Origin of the sequence: Amycolatopsis sp. CA-161197, assembly GCF_050942255.1 — a bacterium.
In the GTDB taxonomy this organism is placed as follows: domain Bacteria; phylum Actinomycetota; class Actinomycetes; order Mycobacteriales; family Pseudonocardiaceae; genus Amycolatopsis.
In genome coordinates, this window is record NZ_CP192059.1 from 6,891,940 (window position 1) to 6,915,183 (window position 23,244).

A 23,244-nucleotide genomic window follows, 5' to 3' on the forward strand; every position below is an offset into this window, starting at 1 on the left:
ACGGGTCACCCGATCGTGGCGTCTCCGGACAATTGTGCACGGTCGGCTCAGGGACCCGGGACTATCAGGCAACCGCGCAGTTCGGGGCCAGGCTGACGGCTCGGCGCTGCTAGCGTGCCAATGTGAGTAATCCGTTGATCGCGCAGACCCAGGACTCGACGAAGGCCTATTCGGGAATTTCGCTCCTGGAATCGGCCAACGACCTTTCCACCGCCATCGAGTCGGGCGACTGGGCGTCGGTCGCCATGGGCGCGGTCGGCACCGCGCTGGACGCGTTGTCCGTGGCGATGGATCCGTTCGGCGCGATTCTCGCGGCCGGCGTCTCCTGGCTGATGGAACACGTCGGCCCGCTCAAGGACGCGCTCAACGGGCTCACCGGCAACGCGGATCAGATCAAAGCCCAATCGGAGACCTGGGCCAACGTCGCCAAAGAACTCGGCAGCGTCTCCTCGGACCTGACCGACGCGATCAACGCCGACCTGCAGTCCTGGTCCGGATCCGCCTCGGACGCCTACCGGCAGCGGGGACAGGACCTGGCGACGTCGCTGCAGGCGGCGCAGAAGGGCTGCGAAGGTGCCTCGTCCGGGGTGAAGACCGCCGGTGAAGTCGTCGCCGCAGTCCGCACGCTGGTGCGCGACATCATCTCCGAGCTCATCGGCCACATGATCAGCTGGGCCCTGCAGGTCGTGTTCACCCTCGGCATCGGCCTCGCCTGGGTCGTCCCGCAGGTCGTCAGCGCCGTCGCGAAAACGGCCTCGCAAATCACCGGACTGGTCACCAAACTGGTCAAAGCCCTCAAAGCACTCGTGCCGCTGCTGAAGAAAGCCGGCACGCTGTTCGAAGACGCGGGGAAGGCGTTCAAGGGTCTCAAGGGCGGCAAGGTCGCCCCGCCGCCCAAGACCAAGGACCTGAGCGGCACGCCGAAGGCCCCGCCTGTGAAAACGCCCGGCGGCGACGGGGGCGGCACTCCCAAGGGCGGCGGCTACGAAGGCACGCCCAAGGACTACACCCCACCCCCGGGCAAATCGGGTGCGGACGACTCCACGAAAAGCTCCGGATACGAGGGCAATCCGAAGGACTACACACCGCCGCCCGGCAAATCGAGCGGCGACGACAGCACCTCCGCCTCCGGGTACTCCGGCGACGCCAAGGACTACACCCCACCACCGGCGTCGAAGGGCGGGGACGACGCCACCCACGCGTCGAGTTCCGGCGGCGGCTCCACCGGCGGTGGCGGCACCCCGCCACCGCTGAAGAGCGACCCGCCCCCGCTCAAGACCGACCCCGAACCGCCTCCGGTGCAGACGCCGAAGGGGCTGGGTGACGACAAGACGGTCACCTCGAGCTCGGGTGGTTCCGGCAGCGGCGGCAAGAGCGTCAAGGACAGCAACGCGAACCCGGACGAGAACGGCACCCCGCCGCCGGACCGGTCGGTGTGCGGTGACCCGATCGACGTGGCCACCGGGTGGATGCTGCTGACGCAGACGGACCTGGAGATCCCCGGCGCATTGCCGCTGGAGGTGTCGCGCACGCACATCTCGTCCTACCGCGCGGGCCGCTTCTTCGGCCCGTCGTGGGCGTCCACTGTGGACCAGCGGCTCGAGGTCGAGGACGACGGCCTGCACGTCGCGCTCGCCGACGGCAGCCTGCAGAGCTACCCCGTGCCGGTGAGCTCCCCGGTGCTGCCGGTCGCGGGCCCGGCACGGCCGCTGCGGCGCGTCGAGGACGGCTACCTGGTCGAGGACCCGGAACAGCAGCACACGTTGTTCTTCGAGCAGTCCGCCGACGGTGTGTTCCCGCTGCGGACGATCTTCGACGGCGACGGCAACCGCATCGACGTGGTGCCCGGCGTGAACGGGGTGCCGGCGGAGCTGGTGCACTCCTCCGGCGCCCGGGTGCTGTTCGACAGCGCGGGCGGCCGGATCACCGCGCTGCGGGCCGCCGACGGCACGGTGGTCGCGAGCTACGCCTACGACGCGCGCGGCCGGCTCGCCGAGGTCGTCGACGCCGCCGGCACACCGACCCGCTTCACCTACGACGCCGACGGCCGGATCGTGCGCTGGGAAGACGTCAACGGCCGCTGGTACGGCTACGGGTTCGACGCGGCGGGCCGGGTCGTGCAGGCGCGCGGCACCGACGGGTACCTCGACTGCACGATCGACTACGACCGCGAGAACCTCGTCACGAGTGTCACCGACTCGCTCGGCGCCGTGCGCCGGTTCCACCTCGACGACCGGCTGCGGGTGATCGCCGAGACCGACGCGCTGGGCCACACCACCAGCCTCGCCTACGACGAGCACGGCCGGTTGCTCACCCGGACCGATCCGCTGGGCCGCCAGGTCCGCTACGAGCGGGACGAGGCCGGCCGGGTCGTCGCGATCACCGCGCCGGACGGGACACGGTCGCTGACCGAGTACAACGAGCAGGGCCGCCCGGTCGCCGCGATCGGCCCGGACGGCGCGACGTGGCATTACGAGTACGACGCGCGCGGCAAGGTCACCGGTGTCGTCGACCCGCTCGGTGCCCGGACCTCCTACGCCTACGACGAGCGCGGCAACGTCGCCGTGGTCACCGACGCGCTCGGTGGCACCACCCGGATCCAGTCCGACGCGGCGGGCCGGCCGCTGAGCGTGGAGGACGAGGACGGCGCCGTCACCCGCTACACCTACGACCTGCTCGGCCGCACCACGTCGATGACCGACGAGCTGGGCGGCCTCACCCGGCTCGCGTGGGCGGCGGGCGACCAGCTCGCCGAACGGATCGAGCCGGACGGCGCGACGTGGCGGTGGAAGGACTCCGCCGTCGGGAACACCGACGAGAGCACCGACGCGCGCGGCAACACCACGCGCACGGAGTACGCGCAGTTCGACCTGCCGGTGGCCGAAACCGGCCCGGACGGCGAGCGGCTCGCCTACGCCTACGACACCGAGCTGCGCCTGGTGTCGGTGACCAACGAGCAAGGCCTGGTCTGGCACTACCGCTACGACCCCGCCGGGAACCTCACCGGCGAGACCGACTTCAACGGCCGCACCCTGCACTACCGCTACGACGCGGCCGGGCAGCTGATCGGCCGCACCAACGGCGCCGGGGAGACCACGACGCTGGAGCGCGACGTGATGGGCCAGGTGGTCCGCCGCGTCACCGGCGAAGACGTTGCGACCTTCGCCTACGACGAGGCCGGCCGCATGGTGGCCGCGCGCAACGCCGACGCCGAGGTCACCTTCGCCTACGACGCACTGGGCCGTGTGGTCGCCGAGACTGTGGACGGTCGCGTGGTGCGCTCGGAGTACGACGAGCTCGGCCGGCGCCGCGTGCGCCACACGCCTTCGGGCGCGGCGTCGCGCTTCGAGTACGGGCCGGCCGGCACGCTGGCCGCGCTGCACGTCGGCAACCGCTCGCTGAGCTTCGAGCACGACCTCGCCGGCCACGAGCGGGTCCGCCGCTTCGGTGCCGCGGAACTGCGCCAGGGCTGGGCCCCGGGCGACCGGCTGGTGGCCCAGACGGTCGTCGCCGGCGCCCGCACGACCCAGCACCGCGAGTACGGCTACCTCGCCGACGGTTACCTGGCTTCGGTGACCGACGCGATCACCGGCCCCCGCACGCTGACCGTGGACCGCGCGGGCCGCGTCCGGGCCGTCGTCGGTCAGGGCTGGCAGGAGAGCTACGCCTACCACCAGACCGGTGTCATCGCCCAGGCGCAGACGCCGGGTGCGCCGACGGCCGGGCCGCGCGAGTACCGCGGCACGCTGCTCACCGCCGCGGGAGCGGTCCGCTACGCCCACGACCCCGAAGGCCGCACCACCCTGCGCGGTGCCGGGCCGGCGAGCCCGCAGTGGCAGTTCCGGTGGAACGCCGAGAGCCGGCTGACCTCGGTGCTCACGCCCCAAGGGGAGCACTGGCGCTACCGCTACGACGCGCTGGGCCGCCGCGTCGCCAAGCAGCGCCTCACGCCGGACGGCCGGGTGGCCGAACAGGTGCAGTTCGCGTGGGACGGGGACACGCTCGCCGAGCAGGTGCGCACCGGAGCGGGCCAGCCTCAGGTCGCCACCGTGTGGGAGTGGGAACCGGGCACCGGCCGCGCCCTCACCCAGACCGAACGCGTCCTCGGCACGCCGGACGAGCGGTTCCACACCATCGTCACCGACCTCGTCGGCACGCCGAGCGAGCTGCTGGAGGAATCCGGGGAGGTCGCGTGGCACCGCCAGGCCACGCTCTGGGGCAAGGTCCTCGACGGACCGGGCCGCACCACCACGCCGTTGCGGTTCCCCGGCCAGTACCACGACGCCGAGACCGGGCTGCACTACAACCTCAACCGCTACTACGACCCCGAGGTCGGCCGCTACCTCTCCCACGACCCGCTGGGCCTCGACCCCGGCCCGGACTCCCAGGCCTACGTCCTCAACCCGACCGCGCTGGCCGACCCGCTCGGTCTCGCTCCGACCGTCACCCCGTGTGCGGCGAAGAAGAAGCAGCAGGCAGCGGCCACCGGCCCGTCGAAGTCCAAGGTGAGCAAGGCGAAGCAGCAGCCGACCGGCAACACCCCCGGGCCGAGCAAGAGGGCGCCGAAGGTGAAGACCAAGCCGGACGGCAACCCGGCCAAGTCCGACGGCAGCTACGGCACCACCAAACACGAACAGGCCCGCACCTGGGAGAAGTACCAGAACGAGATCAAGAACGACTCGACCTGGAAGGACCCCAACAAGCTCGTCAGCGGCAAGACACACGAGTCCGAACACCCGATCGGGTACAAGGCCATCGGCGGCGACGAGTTCCAGCGGGCGAACGCGCACGAGACCCAGATCCGTGACGGCGTCAAGGCCGGCGATCGCGGGCCGAAGACCCCGGACGAGGCGGCCAACATCAAGGACGCCAGGCGCATGGAGGACGACGCGCCCGCCTACCAGGAGTCGGCGCAGGCGCACCGCGACAACATCGGCACCGGCGTGCGCGGTGAGAAGGACGGCTCGGGGTTCAACGCCGACACCTACCGCGAATCCCTCGGCAACACCTTGCGGGAGGGCCGGCCGAGCGATGGCGTCCAGCTCAACCAACTCACCTACGCCCACCAGCACAAGGACGGGGGCATGATCGACAACCCCGCCTACGTCAGCGAAACCAAGACTCCCGGCGTGCCCAAGAGGATCCAGGACTGGGAGCCGAACCCGCACTACAAGAACGACATGGAGACCCCGCACGAGCCGCAGATGACCCACGCGGAGCATCCCGCGCCCAACCGCGACTCCTTCCGCCCGACCGCCGGCACGACCCAGGGCAAGGTCGCCGACGACTCCTACCACCACATGGTGGACAAGATGGAGGGCAAGTCGATCGAGTACAGCGACGGCACCGGTGGTGTCGGCGTCCCGGGCGGCACCACCCACACCCCGCCGGTCTCGCACGACGACGTCATCGAGATGCACACGGCGCGCGACGTCGTGCGGGACGGCGCCAATGTGTCCAAAGAGGACATGCCGATGTTCCTCCACGAAAAGGAGATGGGCCACCGCGTCAAGCCGCCGACCGACGAGCAGCTCAAGGAAGCGGACGACTACGTCAAGGACGACCCCAAGGTCGACATGTCCGACCAGGCGATCAAGGACCGGATCCGGCAGCAGCAGGAACGCATGCAGCAGATGGTCAGCCAGCAGCGCGCCGGCCGCGAACCGGGCTGGGCCGCCGACCCGGACGCCATGGAGATCGACGGATGACCGGCGCGAAAACCGCACGGGTGGCGTACTGAGCACCGGCTCGGACCGGGTCGGGAGACCCGGTCCGAGCCGGGTTCACAGCTGGCGCGAGATCACCAGCCGCATGATGTCCGAGGTGCCTTCTTCGAGTTCTTCGAGTTTTGCGTCGCGCATCCACTGCTCGACGGGGAACTCGCGGGAGTAGCCCCAGCCGCCGAGGGTCTGGACGGCGGCCCAGGTGCAGAACATGGCGGTCTCCGAGGCCTGGAGTTTCGCCATGGCCGCGTTTTTCGTGGCGGGCTCCCCGGCGTCGATGCGGCGGGCGGCGTTGAGGGTGAGCAGCCACGCGGACTCGATGCGCGTGGCCATGTCGGCCAGCCGGAAAGCCACGGCCTGGTGCTCGGAAATCGGCTTGCCGAACTGGGTGCGTTCGCGGGCGTAGTCGCGCGCGTATTCGTAGGCGGCGCGCGCGGCGCCCGTCGCGGCGGCGGCGAGCACGATGCGGGAGATGTCGAACGTCCTCATCAGCCCGTGGAAACCGCGGCCCTCGTCGCCGAGGCGCTGCGCTTCGGGGACGAAGACGTGGTCGAAGAAGATCTCCCGGCACACGATGGCGCGCTGGCCCATCTTCTTCATCGGCTCGCCGAAGGTCATGCCCTCGGTTCCCTTGCGCAGCAGGAAAGCCGTGACTCCCGACGACCGTTGCGCGGGATCCGTCTTGGCGAAAACAACGTACTGGTCGGCCAGTCCTCCGTTGGAGATCCAGGCTTTCTGGCCTGTGATCTCGTACCCGCCCTCGACGCGGCGCGCGGTCGTGGTGATCGACGCGGCGTCGGAGCCCGAGCCCGGTTCGGTGGTGGCGAGCGCGGTGTAGAGCGGTTCCGGGCCGGTGAGCGGCCGCAGCCACTCCTCCTTCTGCTCGGCCGTGCCCAGCTCCAGCACCGGATCGGCGAAGAACCCGTTGGAACACAGGAAGTTCCCGATGCCCGGGTCGCCCCAGCACAGCTGTTCCTGAACCAGGCACTGGGTCACGACATCGGTGAACCCGCCGCCGCCGAACTCCTCCGGCAGCATGAAATCCGTGATCCCCGCCTTCGCGGCGGAGCGGAAGATGTCCAGGGGCGACTCGACGTCGCGCTCGTCCACCTCGCGCCCGCGCGGGCGGATCTCGTTGACGGCGAACTGCCGGCAGAGCTCGACGATGTCGCGCTGCTCGTCGGTCAGGGGCCAGGGTTCGGCTGCCTGGGGCATGGTTCCTCCTCGGGGAAGTGGTCGGGCTCGTGCAGGATCAGCGCGTCGACGGCGAGCACCCCGTCGGCGGCGACCCGGATCGGGTTGAGCTCCAGGTCGGTGAGGCCGGGATCGGCCGCGATGGCTCGGGAGACCAGGACGATCACGTCGGCGAGCGCGCCGACGGCCACTGCGGGCCTGCCCCGCCAGCCCGCCAGCAGCGGGCGGCAGCGCAGCCCGTCGAGCATGGCCAGCGCCGTGGCCCGGTCGACCGGGGCCAGCTCGACCCGCGCGTCTCGCCACAGCTCGGCTTCGACGCCGCCGAAGCCGACCGTGATCGTCGGCCCGAAGTCGCGGTCGCGGCGCGCGCCGACGAGCAGTTCGACGACACCGGCTCGGGTGTCCTGCTCTTCCAGGACGTACTCCCCCGGCCCGAGCCGCGCGGACATCTCGGTGAACGCCGCCACGGCCGCACCCGCGTCGGCCAGCCCGGCCCGGACACCGCCCTGCTCGCTCTTGTGCTCCACCCAGCCGGCCTTCAGCACGGCCGGGGCCCGCAGGTCCGCGAACGCCCGCGTGACGGCGGCGGCGTCGTCGACCCGCACGGCCCGGGGCACCGGAATGCCCAGCGACACCAGGGTTTCCCGCGCGTGCCAGTAGCCCGTGGCCCGGCTCAGCCCGAACCGGCTCTCGGCGGCGAGGTCGCGGCCCGGGCCGAGCGAAGCGGCGTTGGCCAGCGCGCCGAGCGCGGACTCGATCGCCGGATACGCCGGGAGCCGCCGCTGCGCCATCCGCGCGACCGCGGCCGACCGCTCGCTCATGCTGTGCACCACCACCGGCACCTCGCCGCCGGCCAGGTGGCCGAGCCGGTCGACGACGGCGTTCTCCGCGTCCACCAGAACCGGCGCGTCCTCGCCGTAGCAACCGAAGTAGCCCGACAACGCGACCGCGTCGGCCTCGCCCGAAGCGGCCACGGCCTCGCTCACCGCCGCGTAGACGGTGAGGTCCGCTTCACCGGCACCGGCCAGGTCGACGGGGTTCGAGACGGCCGCCGCGGCGGGCAGGAGGTCGCCGAGTTTGCGTTGCAGCTCAGGGGAAAACACCGGCACGGACAGCCCCAGCGAGGCGGCCACGTCGGCCGCGAGCCCGCCCTGGCCACCGCTGTCGCTGACGATCGCCACGCGGCGGCCGCGGGGCGGCGTGGCCGAGGACAGGTACCGCGCGGTGCCGACGAGCTCCTGTGCCGTCGCGACCCGCAGCGCCCCCGCCGTCCGGCAGGCGGCCTCGACCACGGCGACGGCCGAGGTCAGCGAGCCCGTGTGCGAACGCGCGAGCCGGCGGCTGCCGTCGCTCGCCCCGGTGCTCAGGACCAGCGCGTGCTTGCCCGCGCGGCGCAGTGCCCGAAGCGCGGCGACCACCCGCGGCCCTTCGGTGAATCCCTCCAGGTACAGCGCGACGGTGGTGGTCCGTTCGTCCTCGACCAGCGCTTCCAGCAGGTCCGCCGCCGTGACGCTGAGCTGGTTGCCGACCGAGTAGAACCGCGAGACGCCGAGCCCGGACCGTGCGGCGAGGGTCGCGATCTCCAGGCCGAGCTGGCCGCTCTGCGACACGATCGCGAGCGGGCCCGGTGTGAAGTTGCCCCACGCGAGCTGCAGGTCGGCGTCCGCGTCGTAGAGCCCGAGGCTGTTCGGGCCGAGCAGGTGCGCGCCCGCGTCGCGCAGCATCCGCGCCAGCTCCGGTTCGTCGGCACCGAGGCCCGCGGTGATCGCGAGGAACGCCCGGGAGCCACGCTCGAGTGCTTGTGCCACAACGGGTTTCACGTGCGGCGCCGGCACACACAGCACCACGAGCTCCGGCACCTGCGGCACGGTCTCCACCGAACGGTGGCTGTCGCGGCCGAACAGCGGCCGGGCCTGGCGGTTGACGAGCCACACGGCCCGCCGGTGGGCACCCCGCAGGGCGCCCGTGGCGAGCCAGTAGCCCCATTTGGCACGGTCGTCGGTCGCCCCGACGACGGCGATCGAAGCGGGGTCGAGAAAAGCGTCGGGCACGGACACGGGTCGCCCTCCGGGGCTCTCGCGGCTGCGGTGAAAGGGGGTTCGGACGAGACGTCCCTATAGCTGACTGGCTCGTCAGTTATACCTTGCGATCCGATCGCGGACAAGCCCGTATCCGAGCAGTTTCCGTTACTTGGCAGTGCCTATGAGTCGATCGGGCCCCGTTCGGAGCAGCCTCAGGAGCCGCAGTTTCGCAACACGCAACTCAGGCGGCGACGCAGCTGTCCAGGAAGTGCAGCACGGTCGCGTTCATCCGGTCGGCGGTCATCTCCCGCGACCCGGCGAGCACCTGCACGGCGAGGCCGTCGATCATCGCGACGAGCATGTTCGCGAGCGCGGCCGGGTCCCCCGCGCGCGCCGAACCGTCGGCCTGGGCCTGCGTGATCAAGTCCGTGACGAGGCGCCGCCACTGCCCGTAGAGGGTCTCGTTGATGGCCTGGAACTGCTCGTCACGCATCGCCTCGGCCCACAGCTCCGCCCAGACGCGCCACGCGGTGAGCGCTTCGGCGGGGCGCGGCAGGAACGACTCGACGAGCTCCCGCAACGCGGGCAGCGGCGGGCCCCCGGCCGCCAGCAGCGTCCGGCGCAGCGAGATCGACAGGCGGTAGTTGTGCTCGAACGCCGCGCTGAGCACCGCGCGTTTGCCGTCGAAGTAGTAGTGGATGGTGCCGGAGCTGACGCCGGCGCGGCGCGCCACGTCGGCCAGCCGGAAGTCGTGCAGACCGCGCTCGGCGAGGACCTCGCACGCCGCGTCGAGGATCTGCTCGCGGCGCTCCGCCTCGACGTTCGGGCGTGGCACGGGGGCTCCTGTTCGTCGGGGCGCGGCCGGTCAGCCGAGGACCAGGTGCGGCTCGAACGCCTGCAGCAGCAACGTCCGCATCCGGTCCGGGGTCAGGTCGGTGGAACCCACGAGGATCTGGATCGCCAGCCCGTCGACCATCGCGGTGAACCGGTCGGCGAGCGCCTCGACGTCCGCCTCCGGCGCGAGTCCCTCGCGGCGGCACTCCCGCAGCAGGTCGACGACGAGCCGGCGCCAGCTGGAGTAGATGCGCCGCTGCGCGGGCCGCAGCTCGGGTTCGAGCATGGCCTGGTTCCAGAACTGGATCCACACCGACCACTCGTCGACGTCGTCCGGCGTGAGGGTCAGCTGCACCTCGATCAGCCGCCGCAGCTTCTCGCGCGCGGAACTGGCCTGGCCGAACTCCTCGTCGAGCCGCTCGCGGAAGCGCCGCGCGTAGAACTCCAGCGCGGCGTGCAGCGCGGCTTCCTTGCTCGGGAAGTGGTAGTGCACGGTCGCGGTGCTGGTGCCGCAGTAGCGCGCGATGTCGGAGACGCGCACGTTGTGGTAGCCGCGGCGGGCGATGAGCACGGTCGCGGCCTCGAGGATCTGGTCGCGCCGCTCCTGCGCGGTCACCGGCTGCGCCCGGTCGCGCCGCCCGTCCGGTGCGGCGACGGGCGCGGGGCCGGCGCCGGAAGCCAGGTAGCGCACGGACACGCCGGAGGCCTTGGCGATCGCGGCCAGCTCCTCGTCGCGAAGCCGCCGCGTGCCGCGCAACGCCTTGGACAACGCGGTGGGATCCATCCCGATCCGCTGCGCCAGCTCGCGCTGAGAGAGCCCGGCGGAGCGCAGCGCGGTGCGCACCCGCTCCCCCGGCTCGACCGCGGTGGTGTCCGGCCGATCGTCTGTACTGGTCATGGCCAGGCCAGTATGCCAGGGCACGGCGCGTCAGCCCGGCTGCTCGACGACTTCGAGCGCGCTGATCACCTCACCCGCGGCGCGCTCGCCCGACGAGATCGCGCCGTCGATGTAGCCGTTCCACACCGACGCCGTCTCCGTGCCGGCCCAGTGCACGCGCCCGGCCGGCGCCCGCCAGCCGTCGCGGCCGTGGGCCGTCCAGCCCCCCGGCGTCACGAAACACTCGTAGCCGCCGACGGTCCACCCCTCGTGCGGCCAGATCTTCTCCACGTACTCGATCGGCTCGCCGGGACCGGCCACTTCGGACAGTGCCGCCAGGACGGCGGACCGGCGCGTGGCCTCGTCGCAGGCGGCCCACCGGTCGAGCCGGTCGCCGTAGACGAACGCGACCAGCACGCCGCGCGACGCGTCCTCGGGCGAGTTGTCGAACACCACGCCGACCGGGCTTTCGCCGTACAGCGTGGCGATTCCGGACCGTTCGGCCGCGCGCCAGAACGGCGTGTCGTAGACCGCGTGCACCTTCGCGACCCGGCCCATCGGCGAATGACGCGCCCATCCGAGCCGGTCGGGCGGCAGCACCGGGTCGAACGCGATCCGCTCCAGCACCGCGGGCGGCACGGCGACCACGACGCGGGCCGCGCGCACGACGGTGCGGCCGGTGGTCACCTCGACCCCGTCCGCGGTCTGGCGGATCGAGCGCACGGGATCACCCAGCCGGACGCGGTCGCCGAGCGCCGCGGCCATCGCGCGGGCCACCGCGTCGGCCCCGTCGGTGAACCGGGCGTCCTGCGCGCAGCCTCGGGTTTCCATCAGCTGCTCGTAACCGCCCGCCGAGGCGAGGTAGAACAGCACGTGGAACAGGGAGATCTCGCGTGGCTCGGCGCACCAGACGCCCTGGACGGCCAGCGCCAGGCGCCGCAGCGCGTCCTCGTCGCGGGTCTGCGAACGGAAGAACTCCCGAGCGGACAATGCGTCGAACTCACCGAACCGCGGCGTGGCCCAGGGTTCGGCGAGGTCGACGGTGCGGGCGAGCTCGTCGAGCAGCGCGGTGACGCGTTCGTACTCCGCGATCCCGGGCCCCGTGTCGGGGGCGGCGCCGGAGTAGCCGACGCTCGTGCCGTCGTGCCAGACCTCGACGTGGCGGCCGGTCTCCCAGGTCGGGAACGTCGCGCAGCCGAAGCGGGCCGCGAGCGCGTGGAACCGGCGCTGTGTCGGCCCGATCCACTGCCCGCCGTGGTCGACGCGCACGCCCGAGGCGGTCACCTCACTGACCACGCGGCCGCCCACGCTGTCGCCGGCCTCCAGCACGACGACGTCGATCCCGGCGTCGGCCAGCCGCGACGCGGTGGTCAGCCCGGCGTACCCGGCACCCACGACCACCACACCCGGGTCGCCGTCCGGTCGTTCTCGTGTAGTCACACCGACCACTGTGGCGCAACATTGACTCACCGGTCAACTGAAGTCAGAAAGTTGCGATCGAAGTCTTGACAGTGACCGGCGCCACGTCCAGGCTGACTCGTCAATCAGTCGTTGCGTTCGGCTGCCAGTACCTGGGAAACCGGAGAAACAGGAGTGGCGATGACCGGAAAGCCGCAATCCTCGCAGGCACTCACGGCCGCCCAGCTGCGCACCGACGTCGCGGCCGGCGGCGAGTTCGCCGACAAGGGCCTGCGCTCCGGCGCGCTCGGCATGGCCGCCAGCCTGATCCTCGCCGTCGCCTCCGCGGCCCCCGCCTACAGCCTCGCCGCGACGCTCGCGTTCATCGTCGGTTACGTCGGCTTCCAGGCGCCGGCCGTGGTACTGGTCGCGTTCATCCCGATCCTGTTCGTCTCCTTCGGCTACGCGGCGCTCAACCGCCGTGATCCCGACTGCGGCACGATCTTCACGTGGGCCTCTCGGGTGCTCAGCCCGAGCCTCGGGTTCCTGGGCGGCTGGGCGATCATCGCGTCGTTCGTCCTCGTGGTCGGCAGCCTCGCGCAGGTCGCCGGGCAGTACGTGTTCCTGCTGTTCGGCGCCGACGGGATCGGGTCGGACCCGGCCAACCCGTGGGTGCTGCTGGCCGGGCTCGGGTGGCTCGCGCTGATGACGCTGATCTGCTACCGCGGCATCGAGATCGCCGCCGCGGTGCAGCGGGCGTTGCTGTTCCTCGAGTTCGGGATGCTGCTGGTGCTTTCGGTGGTCGCGCTCGTGCGCGTGTACACGGGCACGGCGCCGGCCGGGATGCAGCGGCCGCGGCTGTCGTGGCTCAACCCGTTCTCGGGCGCGTCGCCGAGTGCGTTCGTCAGCGGTGTGGTGCTCATGCTGTTCATCTACTGGGGCTGGGAAACAGCGATCACGGTCAACGAGGAGACGGCCGACCGCCGCCGCACGCCCGGCCGCTCCGCGACCTACTCCACCTTGTTGCTGCTGGGTGTGTACCTGCTGGCGACGTTCGCCGCGGTGTCGTTCGCCGGCATCGCCGACAGCGGCATCGGCCTGACCAACCCGGACAACTCCGGTGACGTCTTCTACGCGTTCGGCACCGCGGTGTTCGGCGCCGGCGGCTTCGGTTCGGTGCTGTGGCACCTGCTGATCCTGATGGTGCTGACCTCGGCGGCCGCGTCGACGGAGACGACCGTGCTCACGCTCAGCCGCACCGTGCTGTCGATGGCCGACCAGGGCGCCCTGCCCCGCGCGCTGGCCCGCGTGCACCCGCGCTTCCGCATCCCGCACGTCGGCACGATCGCGGTCGGGGTCGTCGGCGCGATCGTCTACATCGCCCTGAACTTCCTCGGCCACGGGCTCGTCATCGGCGACGCGGTGTCGGCCTGCGGGGTGATGATCGCGTTCTACTACGGGCTCACCGGGCTGACGTCCGCCTGGGCCCACCGCGCCGAATGGCGCACGAGTGCCGCGGATCTGTGGCTGCGCACGGTTTTCCCGGCGATCGGCGGGGTCGTGCTGCTCGCCGCGGGGACGTGGAGCCTCGTCCACGCGTGGGACCCGTCGTCGAGCGGCACGAGCTGGCCGCTGCCGTTCACCGGCGTCGAGGTCGGCGGCACGTTCGTGATCGGCGCGGGTTCGCTGGTGCTCGGCCTGGTCGTGCTGCTGGTGTGCCGCCGCGTCTACCCCGCCTTCTTCCGCCGCTGAGGAGCGTTTCGCCGTGACCCGTCCCTATGCCGTGACCGAACCGGCCACCGGGCAGGTGCTGGAGCTCTTCGCGCCCGCCACCGACGCCCGGGTGCAGTCGGCACTGTCCACTGCGGACAAACTCTTCGCGGACTGGCGCGCGGTCCCCGTGACCGAACGCGCAGCCGTCCTGCGCCGGATCGCCCGCGCGTTCGCCGGCCACGCCGAGGAACTGGCGGCGACGATGGCGCTGGAGATGGGCAAGCCCCACGCGGAAGGCTTGGAGGAGGCCGATTCCTGCCGCGAGATCTTCGAGTACTACGCCACCGAAGGCCCCGGCCTGCTGGCGGACGAGCCGCTGCCGACCCCCGGCGCGGTGCTGCAGAAACGCCCGATCGGCGCCCTGCTCGGCATCATGCCGTGGAACTTCCCCTGCTACCAGGTCGCCCGCTTCGCCGCGCCGAACCTCATGGCCGGCAACGCGATCGTCCTCAAGCACGCCGAGTCCGTGCCTCGCTCGGCCCTGGCCCTCGAACGCCTGATCACCGACGCCGGCGCCCCGTACGTGAACCTCTTCGCCACCCACCCCCAGGTCGAGACGATCATCGCCGACCCGCGGATCCAGGGCGTCTCCTTCACCGGCTCCGAACGCGCCGGCTCCGCGGTGGCCGCCCTCGCGGGACAGCACCTGAAGAAGTGCGTCCTGGAACTGGGCGGCTCGGACCCGTTCGTCGTCCTGGACACCGACGACGTCGACGCGCTCGCCGCCACCGCGTGGTCGTTCCGGATGTACAACAAGGGCCAGGCCTGCAACTCCAACAAGCGCATCATCGTGCTGGCCGGCCACTACGACGCCTTCGTCGCCGCCTTGGTCGCGCGGGCGGAAGAGCAGACGCCGCCGGGCCCGCTCGCCTCGCGCGCCGCCGCGGAGACCGTGGCCGCCCTCGTGGACGACGCCGTGGCGCGCGGCGCCACCCTCCACACCGGCGGCGTGCTCGGCCCCGGTGCCTTCTACTCCCCCACCGTGCTCACCGGCGTCACCGACCAGATGCGCGCGTTCCACGAAGAACTGTTCGGCCCGGTCGCCGTCGTCTACCGCGTCGGCAGCGAACAGGAGGCCGTCGACCTCGCCAACCGCAGTGCCTTCGGCCTCGGCGCCTCCGTCTTCAGCGCCGACCCGGCCCGCGCGGCCGGCGTCGCCGACCTCCTGGACGCCGGCATGGTCAACGTCAACACCCCCGCCGCCACGTCCGCCGCCCTCCCCTTCGGCGGCACGAAACGCTCCGGCTTCGGCCGCGAGCTGGGCCCGCTGGGCATCACCGAGTTCGTGAACCAGCGGCTGTTCTTCACCGCGGGCTGACCTTGCTGACCTTGCCGGCCAGCCGGTAGCGGATCAGCCGCGAGCTGTTGCCCACGACGGCGACCGACGAGGCGTTGTGCAGGATCGCCGCGGCCACCGGCGACAGCGCGCCCACGGCGGACACCCCCAGCCCCACCGCGTTGACGGCGATGGACATCCCGTAGTTCTGCCGCACCAGTGTGATCGCGCGGCGGCCGAGATCACGCAGATCGAGCAACGCCCGCAGGTCGTCGGTCGCGAGCGCGACGTCGGCGGTCTCCACGGCGACATCGGTGCCGCCGACGCCCATCGCGATGCCGATGTCGGCCAGCGCGAGCGCCGGCGCGTCGTTGGTGCCGTCGCCGACGACGGCGACCGTGTGACCCTCGGCCTGCAGCTGCCGGACGACGTCCTGCTTGTCCTCGGGCAGCGCCTGGGCGCGGAACTCCTCGATGCCCAGCTCGTCGGCCACCGCCTTGGCGGTGACCGGGTGGTCGCCGGTGAGCAGCACGATCCGGCGGACACCGTCGGCGCGCAGCGCGGCGAGCACCTCCCGCGACTCGGCGCGCACGGTGTCGCGCAGGGACACCAGGCCGGTCAGCGTGCCGTCGACCGCCAGCAGCAACGGCGTCTCCGCGGCCTGCTGGAGCTTGCGCACCCAGCGTTCGGCGTCGGCGGAGATCGCGATGTCCTGCTGCCGCACCAGATCGACGTTGCCGATGAGCATCGTGCGCCCGTCGGTGCGGACCCGCATGCCCTGGCCGAGCAGCACCGCGCACTCCTCGTGCGGCGGGATCTCGATCCGCCGCTCCTCGGTCGAGCGGATGACCGCCTGCGCGAGCGGGTGCCGCGAATGGATCTCCGAGCTCGCGGCGTAGGCCAGGACCTGCTCGGGCGACCACGCGTCGTCGAACGAGATCACGTTCGTCACCACCGGCCGGCCCAGCGTCAGCGTGCCGGTCTTGTCGAACACGATGGCGTCGACGCGACCCGCCGCCTCCAGGTGCGCGCCACCCTTGATCAGGATTCCACGACGAGCCCCGTTGCCGATCGCCGCGCTGATCGCCGTCGGCGTGGCCAGCCCCACCGCGCACGGGCACGCGACCAGCAACATCGTCATCGCCCGCCGGACATCGCGGGTGACCAGCAAAGTGAGCAGAGACAAGGCGAACGACGCGGGCACGAACCGGCGCGAGAACGTGTCGCCGACCGTCTGGATCGGCGCCCGATCCTCCTGCGCCTGCTCGACGCGCGTGATGATCCGGCCGATCGCGGTGTCGGGACCCACCGCCGTGGCCCGCACGACGATCCGGCCGCGCAGCAGCACCGAACCCGCAGGCAGCGCGGTGCCCGGTGCGACCGTGACCGGCAGCTGCTCACCGGTGACCGCCGCCTGGTCGACGATGCCCTCGCCCTCGGCGACCACGCCGTCCACAGGCAGCACCACGTGCTCGTGGACCACGACCTCGTCGCCGACCACCAGATCGGCGATGTCCGTCTCGAACTCGACACCTTCCGGCGTGCGCACCCAGGTCCGCGTCCGCGTGCCGGTGAGCAGCTCCGAGATCGCCCGCCGGCTGCGCCGCAACGTCAGGTCCTGCAGGTACTCGCCGATGTTCAGCAGCCACAGCACGGTGAGCGCGACGACGTTCTCCCGCAGCACGAGACTCGCCACGGTCGCCGCCGACACCAGCGCGTCGGTACCGGCGCCCCGTCCGCCGGACAACGACCTCAGCGCGCCCCGCAGGAACGGGTACCCGGTGAAGATCGTGACCGCGGTGGCCGCCGTGCGGCTCGCCGGGCCGAGCATCGGCGGCCGGCGCAGCCCGTATCGCCGCACGCCGAGCAGCACCAGGGCCACCCCGCCGGCGACCATCCGCAGCATGTCGCCGGTGCGCACGTCGGCGGAGCGCGGCGACCGCGTGACCACCGCCGCCGCGTCCGTGCGCAGCGCGGCTTCGACCGCCGCCACCAGCTCGCCGTGGTCGCACCGCCGGTGGTCGTACCAGACGACCACGCTGCCGGTGCGCGGATAGGCGTGCACCTGCCGCACCCCGGGCACGTGGTCGACCGCGTCCTCGACCGCGACCGCGCGGGCCCGGCTGCCCCGCAGGGCGGCCGCGACGAAGCGGACCCGGCCGGCGGCGTCCGAGACGACGTTCAGCGCTGCGTCCGGCACGGCACTCAGTGCTCGTGTCCGTGCCCGGCCGAACCGGCCACGGGCGCCTGTTCGCCGATCCGTTCGCGCGCCTCGCTGACCACGTCGGCCGTCGCCAGCCGGACCTTCTCCGCGCCCGTCTCGGCCGCGCGCGCACCCTTGAGGCCCCACGCGGTCACCGCGACGGTCGCCGACCGGAATGCACCCGACCGGGCGACCTTCTTGGCGCCGTCGTAAACCGCGGCCCCGGCGACCCCGGTCACCACCACACCCACCGCTTTCGCGGCGAACCCGCTCAGCACCACCAAGCCTCCTCAGCCATCCGGCCCGTCACCGCCCGCGCCCGCGACGGCACCGCATCGGCGACGAGAAAGGCGCGAGCCTAACCCCGCCGATGATCACTGTCCTGTCGGCACAGCGTAGCCGATAACGATTGTCGTTGTCGTCAAGGGCGGGACGGTCTCACGCCGGGCGCCCAGGAGCAGACTGCCCACGGTTCACGACCCGCCCTGAGCCTTGTGGCGGAGCTCCCGACGAAGTACCGTCGCTTCATTCGAGTTTAAGAAAGATCTTTCGGTATTTCGAATCGAAGGGACTCGGGGTCAATGGCGACAACGATGAGGGCCACCACGGCGATGGGCAGACGGCGGGTCGCCGTCGCCTGCATCATCGGGAACTTCCTGGAGTACTTCGACTTCGGCGTGTACGGCTTCCTCGCCGTGGCCATCGGGCACGAGTTCTTCCCCGGCGGGTCGAGCGCGGTGGGACTGCTGAAGTCCCTGGCGGTGTTCGGGGTGGCGTTCGCGGTGCGGCCGCTGGGCGGGGTCGTGTTCGGGCTCATCGGGGACCGGGCGGGGCGCAAGGTGTCGTTGTCGGCGAGTGTGGCGCTGATGGGCGTCGCGACGACGTTGATCGGGGTGCTGCCGTCCTACGCGGCGATCGGGATCGCCGCGCCGGTGCTGCTGGTGTTCCTGCGGTGCCTGCAGGGGCTGGCCGTGGGCGGCGAGTGGGGCGCGAGCTCGGCCTACCTGATCGAGACGGCGCCGGCGGACCGGCGCGGGATCCCCGGCAGCTTCCCGTCCATGGCGGCGGCGCTGGGGCTCATCTTCGGTGCCCTGCTGTCGCTGGCCTTCCAGCTCTCCCTCAGCGCCGCCGCCCTCGACAGCTGGGGCTGGCGCGTGCCGTTCTTCGTCGCCGCGCCGCTGGCCGCCGTCGGCCTCTACGTGCGCCAGCGGCTGGAGGACACGCCGGTCTTCCAGGAGCTCGCGAAGAGCGACGCGCCGCGAGCCCGGCTGAAGGACGCGCTGCGCCGCGACCAGGCGAAGGCGATCTTCGTGACCTTCGGGTTCTCCTGGATCTGCGGGGTGGGCCTGTACTTCCTCGGCACCTACGTCGTGAACTACCTGACCGCGACCGCGCACGTCGGCGGCACCCGCGCCACGGTCCTGACCTCGATCGGCCTGGCCGTCTACTGCGCGCTGTGCCCGCTCGCCGGCCGGTTGTCCGACCGGCTGGGCCGGCGCCGCACGCTGCTGTTCGGCTGCCTCGGCCACGTCGTGTTCGGCATCCCCGTGTTCATGGCGCTGGGGACCGGGTCGACGCCGGTGGTGATCGTCGCGCTGATCGTGTTCGCGATCTTCCAGGCACCGATCAACGCCAACACCTCGCTGGTGCTCATCGAGATGTTCCCCGCCTCGACGCGGCTCACCAGCGGGGCGCTCGGCTTCAACCTCGGCGTCGGCGCGCCCTCGGGCTTCGCGCCGCTGGTCGCCGCGGCGCTGGTCGTGTCGACCGGGCTGAGCTACGCACCGGGCCTCCTGCTGGTCGGCGTCGCGCTGATCTGCGGGCTGATCCTGCTGTTCTGGCTGCCGGAGACGGCCGGGCGCGACCTCACGCTCGACGTCGACGCGACCAAGTCCGGCCCCGCCCCGACGATCGCGGGCAAGGTGACCGAGGTCGTGTCGCCGTGATGCGAGCCGCGGTGCTGACGGCGCCGGACCGCTTCGAGGTGCACGACCGGCCGGTCCCCGAACCCACGGCCGACCAGCTGCTCGTGCGGGTGGCCGCGTGCGGGATCTGCGGCCACGACGTGCTGGCGCGCAAGGGTTTGCTGGCCGCCAAACCCGGCCAGGTGCTCGGACACGAGATCGCCGGACGCGTCGAGGCCGTCGGTCCCGCCGGCGACACCTCGTGGGTCGGCCGCCGGGTCGCGCTCGTGCAACGGTTCCCGTGCGGGACCTGCGCCGAGTGCGTGGCCGGGCACACCAACACCTGCCGCGGCGGGCCGGGTTTCTACGGCGAGGACCTCCCCGGCGGTTACGCCGAATACGTCCTCGCCGGGCCGCTCAACGCGGTCGCCCTCCCGGACACCATCGACGACGTCTCCGGCGCGATCCTGTCCTGCGCCCTCGGCACCGGCCTCCACGCGCTGCGCCGCACCCGGACCGCGGCAGGCGACGTCGTGCTCGTGACCGGCGCGAGCGGCGGCGTCGGTGTGCACACCGTACGGATCGCCGCCGCACTCGGCGCCGCCGTGATCGCCGTGACGAGCAGTGAGAGCAAGAAACAGGCGCTGCTCGACTCCGGTGCCCGAGCCGTGGTCACCGTCGCGGAAGGCGCACCGGCCGTGCGCGCGGCCGCCGCGGACCTCGGCCGGCCGCGCGGAGCCGACGTCGCGATCGAGACCACCGGCACCCCGACCTTCGGGCTGTCGCTGAAAGCCCTGGCGCCGCACGGAAGGCTGGCCGTCGTCGGCAACACCGACCCCGGCGCCGTCGAAGTCCACTTGGGACTCCTGATCGTCAAGGAGCTGGAGATCGTCGGCTCGGCCCACGCGAACCGCCGGGAGCTGCTCGACGTCGTCGACCTCGTCTCGAGTGGCCAGGTCACCCCGGTGCCCCCGCGGGTCTGGTCCCTCGACGACGTCGCGGCCGCCCACGCCGCCGTAGAGTCCGGCGCGCTCGTCGGCCGGGCGGTGGTCCGGCCGTGACCGCCCCGCTGCACGGCATGACCGTGCTCGACCTGAGCCAGCAGCTGCCCGGGCCGTACGCGACGTTCCTGCTCGCGTCGCTCGGCGCCGATGTCCTCAAGGTGGAGCCGCCCGCCGGCGACCCCGCCTGGCGGTTCGACGCGCCGATGTTCGAGCGCGTGAACGCCGGCAAGCGCAGCGTTTTCCTCGACCTGAAGTCTCCCGCCGACCGCGAGCGGTTGCTGGAACTGGCGGCCGGGTGCGCGGTGTTCGTCGAGGGCTTCCGCCCCGGTGTCACCGCCCGCCTCGGCTGCGACGAGAAGGCCGTGCGCGCGGTGCGCCCGGACGTCGTCTACTGCTCCATCAGCGGCATGGGCCAGACCGGACCGCTGTCGGGCCATCCCACGCACGACCTGTCGCTGCAGGCCATGGCCGGAATCCTCGGCGACACGGGAAAGTCCGACCGCATCGGCGTGCCGTGGGTCGACCTCGGCACCGCGACCACGGCCGCGCTCGCGATCACCGCGGCGTGGCACGCGGGCGGCGACACCTTCCTCGACCTGGCGATGCTCGACGTCGCGACGGCCTGGAGCTCGGTCAAACCCCTCGCCGTGACCGAGCCGGAGGCGACCTACGGCGTCGTGCCGGCCAAGGACGGCTCTGTCGCGATCGCCCTGCTCGAAGACCACATGTGGCTGCGCCTGTGCACGGCGCTGGGCTGGCCCGACGACGCGGCCCTGGCCACCTACGCCGACCGGCGCGGCCACGCGGCGGAGATCCGCGCCCGGCTGGAGACCGCGTTCGCGCAGTACACCGTCGCGGAGCTCATCGCGCTGGCCCACAAGCACGACCTGCCGCTCGGCCCCACCGACACCACGGGCGACCCGGACACCCTCGCCCAGCTGCGCGCCCGGGGCCGCGACGCCGGTCCGGCCGCGCGCCACACCCCGTTGCCGCTCGGCCTGATCGCACCGCAGGAGTCCTGACATGCCCCTCTCGCGCTTTCGCGGACCCGACGCGACGCCGTGGCGTATCGGCGTGATCGACGGCCCGAACATGCCCAACCTCGGCCACCGCTCCGAGACGATCTACGGCCCGATCAAGTCCCTGGCCGACCTGCAGCAGCTCGTGGCCGAGATGGCCGGCGAGCTCGGCGTGTCCGTCGTCCCGTTCGCCTCCAACCACGAAGGCGAGATCCTCGACTTCATCCACCGCACCGCGCGCGAGGTCGACGGCTACGTCATCAACCCCGCCGGCCTCACCACCTACGGCGAAGCCACGCGCCACGCCCTCGACGACACGACCAAACCCGTCGTCGAATGCCACTTCGCCAACACCGCGCGGCACTTCGCCGAGGTGACGCCACCGCAGCTCGTGCAGCAGTCGCGGTTCACCTACACGGCGACCGGCCTGGTCATGGGCCTGCGCCAGTACAGCTACCTCGGTGCGCTGCTCGCCCTGACGCTGGCGCTCGACGACGCGGATTTCCTCGCCGGCGGGACCCGCCGGCACTGATCGTCCCCGGCCGTCTCGCCGCCGGGGACGGCCGCGGATCGGCTAGGCTTTTTGGCGGATGACCAGCGACGAAAGGCAGGGGTGCGTGGCAGCCGACGGAGGGGCGGAGCGGTTCTCGCGGGTGTTCGACACGCTCGAGCTGCTCGTCGGGCACCCGGAGGGCATGACGCTCACCGAGATCGTGAAACGGCTCGGCATGCCGGCGAGCAGCGCCCACAACCTGCTGCAGCGCATGGCCGCCACCGACGTCATCGTGGTCTCCGACGACCTGCGCTACTCACTCGGCTCCCGCGCGGTGCGCCTGAGCATCCGGATCGTCGACGGCCTGGAGGTGCGCGACGTCGCCCGCCGCCCCCTGCAGGAGCTGACGCGCGCGACCGGCGAGGACGTGTACCTCGCGGTGCGCCTGGGCACGCGCGTGTCCTACATCGACCGGTTCCCCGGCACGCGCCCGATCGCGGTCGACATCCGGCTCGGCCAGTCGCTGTTCCTGCACGCCACGGCCGTCGGCAAGCTGTTCGCCGCGTTCCACCCGCCGCTGCACCGGCGGCTGATGGGCGAACCGCGGCCGCAGCTGACCGAGCACACGCTCACCGAAGAGGCCGACCTCGAGCGCGAACTGGAGACGATCCGGCGCGCCGGCTACTCCGTGAGCCGCGAGGAAGCGATCCCGGGCGTCGTCGGGTACGGGTTCCCGATCCGCGACGCGTACGGCGAGATCACCGCCGCGATCCACATCTCCGTGCCGCTGGCCCAGATCGACGAGGCGCACGAGAAGCTGTTGCTGGACAAGGCTTTCGAGGCCGCCTCGGCCATCGAGGCCGACCTGGGCCGTGGCGGCGCGGACCTGTCGCGCCGCGGCCGCCGGGCCTAGCACCGCCTCAGTCGAGGCAGAACTCGTTGCCCTCGACGTCCTGCATCACCAGGCACGACTCGTTCTCCTCGTCGGCGACCAGCAGCTGTACGCGCGTGGCGCCGAGCGGGAGCAACCGCGCGCACTCGGCCTCGAGTGCGGCGACGCGCTCCGCTCCCACCAGCCCCGTGCCGACCCGCACGTCGAGGTGCACCCGGTTCTTGACGACCTTGCCTTCGGGCACCCGCTGGAAGTACATCCGCGGGCCTGCGCCGGTGGGGTCACTGCAGACGAACCCCGCATCGCGCTTCTCCGGCGGCAGCGACCGGGTGAACTCGTCCCAGGTGGCGAACCCGTCCGGCGGCGGCGGGACGACGTAACCGAGCACCTCGCACCAGAACCGCGCGACGCGCTCCGGCGACGCGCAGTCGAAGGTGATCTGGACCTGCCTGACTGACCCCATCGGCCCACCCTAGCGGGACGCCCGACGCTCCCGCACGCGAAAACCGGTGGAGCCGCGCCGCCGTGCGCAGTTACCGTGCTGCCGAACCACGTTGCCCACGAAAGGGCGTGCCGTTGTCCACGCTGTGAGACCTCCCGAGAGCTGATTCGTCGCGCGTCGCCCCTGGCGCC

General features: G+C 72.0%; 16 protein-coding genes. 8 read left to right on the forward strand and 8 right to left on the reverse strand.

The genetic code is table 11. The annotated features are described in order from the left end of the window. The first annotated feature begins 122 nt into the window (after nucleotides 1-122). On the forward strand, nucleotides 123-5,708 hold the full coding sequence (locus tag ACQPXB_RS32270) for a DUF6531 domain-containing protein (protein ID WP_432845515.1): 5,586 nt from the start codon (nucleotides 123-125) through the stop codon (nucleotides 5,706-5,708). 75 nt (nucleotides 5,709-5,783) lie between these two features. Here the strand turns inward: ACQPXB_RS32270 and ACQPXB_RS32275 are convergent, their stop codons facing one another. The 5 genes from ACQPXB_RS32275 to ACQPXB_RS32295 all read right to left on the reverse strand — a co-directional run bounded on the left by ACQPXB_RS32275 (nucleotide 5,784) and on the right by ACQPXB_RS32295 (nucleotide 12,089). Further along, entirely contained in the window at nucleotides 5,784-6,938 is a 1,155-nt protein-coding gene (locus ACQPXB_RS32275; RefSeq protein WP_432845516.1) for an acyl-CoA dehydrogenase family protein, read from the reverse strand. Next, complete coding sequence (locus tag ACQPXB_RS32280; RefSeq protein ID WP_432845517.1) at nucleotides 6,908-8,974, reverse strand: acetate--CoA ligase family protein; 2,067 nt, start codon at nucleotides 8,972-8,974, stop codon at nucleotides 6,908-6,910. The genes ACQPXB_RS32275 and ACQPXB_RS32280 overlap by 31 nt, the downstream gene beginning before the upstream one ends. A gap of 205 nt (nucleotides 8,975-9,179) precedes the next feature. Further along, complete coding sequence (locus tag ACQPXB_RS32285; RefSeq protein WP_366582279.1) at nucleotides 9,180-9,773, reverse strand: TetR/AcrR family transcriptional regulator; 594 nt, start codon at nucleotides 9,771-9,773, stop codon at nucleotides 9,180-9,182. A gap of 30 nt (nucleotides 9,774-9,803) precedes the next feature. Next, nucleotides 9,804-10,670, reverse strand: a complete 867-nt coding sequence (locus ACQPXB_RS32290; protein ID WP_432845518.1) for a TetR family transcriptional regulator C-terminal domain-containing protein — start codon at nucleotides 10,668-10,670, stop codon at nucleotides 9,804-9,806. A gap of 30 nt (nucleotides 10,671-10,700) precedes the next feature. Next, nucleotides 10,701-12,089, reverse strand: a complete 1,389-nt coding sequence (locus ACQPXB_RS32295) for a flavin monoamine oxidase family protein (protein WP_432845519.1) — start codon at nucleotides 12,087-12,089, stop codon at nucleotides 10,701-10,703. Between the two features lie 159 nt (nucleotides 12,090-12,248). On the opposite strand from ACQPXB_RS32295, the gene ACQPXB_RS32300 reads away from it, so the two are divergent. Together ACQPXB_RS32300 and ACQPXB_RS32305 are read left to right on the forward strand one after the other, a co-directional pair. Then, nucleotides 12,249-13,799 carry an APC family permease gene (locus ACQPXB_RS32300; protein WP_432845521.1) on the forward strand — a complete coding sequence of 517 codons (1,551 nt, stop codon included), beginning with the start codon at nucleotides 12,249-12,251 and terminating at the stop codon, nucleotides 13,797-13,799. 13 nt (nucleotides 13,800-13,812) lie between these two features. After that, the gene (locus ACQPXB_RS32305; RefSeq protein WP_432845522.1) at nucleotides 13,813-15,138 is read left to right on the forward strand and encodes an NAD-dependent succinate-semialdehyde dehydrogenase; all 1,326 of its coding nucleotides are present in this window, start codon (nucleotides 13,813-13,815) and stop codon (nucleotides 15,136-15,138) included. On the opposite strand, the gene ACQPXB_RS32310 is transcribed toward ACQPXB_RS32305, so the two are convergent. Together ACQPXB_RS32310 and ACQPXB_RS32315 are read right to left on the reverse strand one after the other, a co-directional pair. After that, nucleotides 15,125-17,296 carry a heavy metal translocating P-type ATPase gene (locus ACQPXB_RS32310; protein ID WP_432845523.1) on the reverse strand — a complete coding sequence of 724 codons (2,172 nt, stop codon included), beginning with the start codon at nucleotides 17,294-17,296 and terminating at the stop codon, nucleotides 15,125-15,127. The genes ACQPXB_RS32305 and ACQPXB_RS32310 overlap by 14 nt on opposite strands. Before the next feature lie 5 nt (nucleotides 17,297-17,301). Then, complete coding sequence (locus ACQPXB_RS32315; protein WP_364067701.1) at nucleotides 17,302-17,580, reverse strand: DUF1490 family protein; 279 nt, start codon at nucleotides 17,578-17,580, stop codon at nucleotides 17,302-17,304. A 312-nt stretch (nucleotides 17,581-17,892) separates the two neighbouring features. On the opposite strand from ACQPXB_RS32315, the gene ACQPXB_RS32320 reads away from it, so the two are divergent. From ACQPXB_RS32320 to ACQPXB_RS32340, 5 genes are all read left to right on the forward strand, one after another. Continuing rightward, complete coding sequence (locus ACQPXB_RS32320) at nucleotides 17,893-19,245, forward strand: MFS transporter (RefSeq protein ID WP_366582285.1); 1,353 nt, start codon at nucleotides 17,893-17,895, stop codon at nucleotides 19,243-19,245. After that, on the forward strand, nucleotides 19,245-20,264 hold the full coding sequence (locus tag ACQPXB_RS32325) for an alcohol dehydrogenase catalytic domain-containing protein (RefSeq protein ID WP_366582334.1): 1,020 nt from the start codon (nucleotides 19,245-19,247) through the stop codon (nucleotides 20,262-20,264). The genes ACQPXB_RS32320 and ACQPXB_RS32325 overlap by 1 nt, the downstream gene beginning before the upstream one ends. Next, nucleotides 20,261-21,229: a CaiB/BaiF CoA transferase family protein gene (locus ACQPXB_RS32330; RefSeq protein ID WP_432845524.1), complete on the forward strand. Its 969-nt coding sequence runs from the start codon at nucleotides 20,261-20,263 to the stop codon at nucleotides 21,227-21,229. Before ACQPXB_RS32325 ends, ACQPXB_RS32330 begins: the two co-directional genes overlap by 4 nt. A gap of 1 nt (nucleotide 21,230) precedes the next feature. Further along, nucleotides 21,231-21,758 carry a type II 3-dehydroquinate dehydratase gene (locus ACQPXB_RS32335; RefSeq protein WP_366582287.1) on the forward strand — a complete coding sequence of 176 codons (528 nt, stop codon included), beginning with the start codon at nucleotides 21,231-21,233 and terminating at the stop codon, nucleotides 21,756-21,758. A gap of 85 nt (nucleotides 21,759-21,843) precedes the next feature. Beyond that, entirely contained in the window at nucleotides 21,844-22,632 is a 789-nt protein-coding gene (locus tag ACQPXB_RS32340) for an IclR family transcriptional regulator (RefSeq protein WP_432845525.1), read from the forward strand. A 7-nt stretch (nucleotides 22,633-22,639) separates the two neighbouring features. Here ACQPXB_RS32340 and ACQPXB_RS32345 read toward each other — a convergent pair whose 3' ends face one another. Further along, on the reverse strand, nucleotides 22,640-23,074 hold the full coding sequence (locus ACQPXB_RS32345) for a VOC family protein (protein ID WP_366582289.1): 435 nt from the start codon (nucleotides 23,072-23,074) through the stop codon (nucleotides 22,640-22,642). Nucleotides 23,075-23,244: the final 170 nt, after the last annotated feature.

Coding starts and splice junctions, on each gene's coding strand:
- ACQPXB_RS32345 (WP_366582289.1), bottom strand. CDS start 23,074: ATGGGGTCAGTCAGGCAGGTCCAGATCACCTTCGACTGCGCGTCGCCG.
- ACQPXB_RS32275 (WP_432845516.1), bottom strand. CDS start 6,938: ATGCCCCAGGCAGCCGAACCCTGGCCCCTGACCGACGAGCAGCGCGAC.
- ACQPXB_RS32300 (WP_432845521.1), top strand. CDS start 12,249: ATGACCGGAAAGCCGCAATCCTCGCAGGCACTCACGGCCGCCCAGCTG.
- ACQPXB_RS32325 (WP_366582334.1), top strand. CDS start 19,245: ATGCGAGCCGCGGTGCTGACGGCGCCGGACCGCTTCGAGGTGCACGAC.
- ACQPXB_RS32290 (WP_432845518.1), bottom strand. CDS start 10,670: ATGACCAGTACAGACGATCGGCCGGACACCACCGCGGTCGAGCCGGGG.
- ACQPXB_RS32320 (WP_366582285.1), top strand. CDS start 17,893: ATGAGGGCCACCACGGCGATGGGCAGACGGCGGGTCGCCGTCGCCTGC.
- ACQPXB_RS32335 (WP_366582287.1), top strand. CDS start 21,231: ATGCCCCTCTCGCGCTTTCGCGGACCCGACGCGACGCCGTGGCGTATC.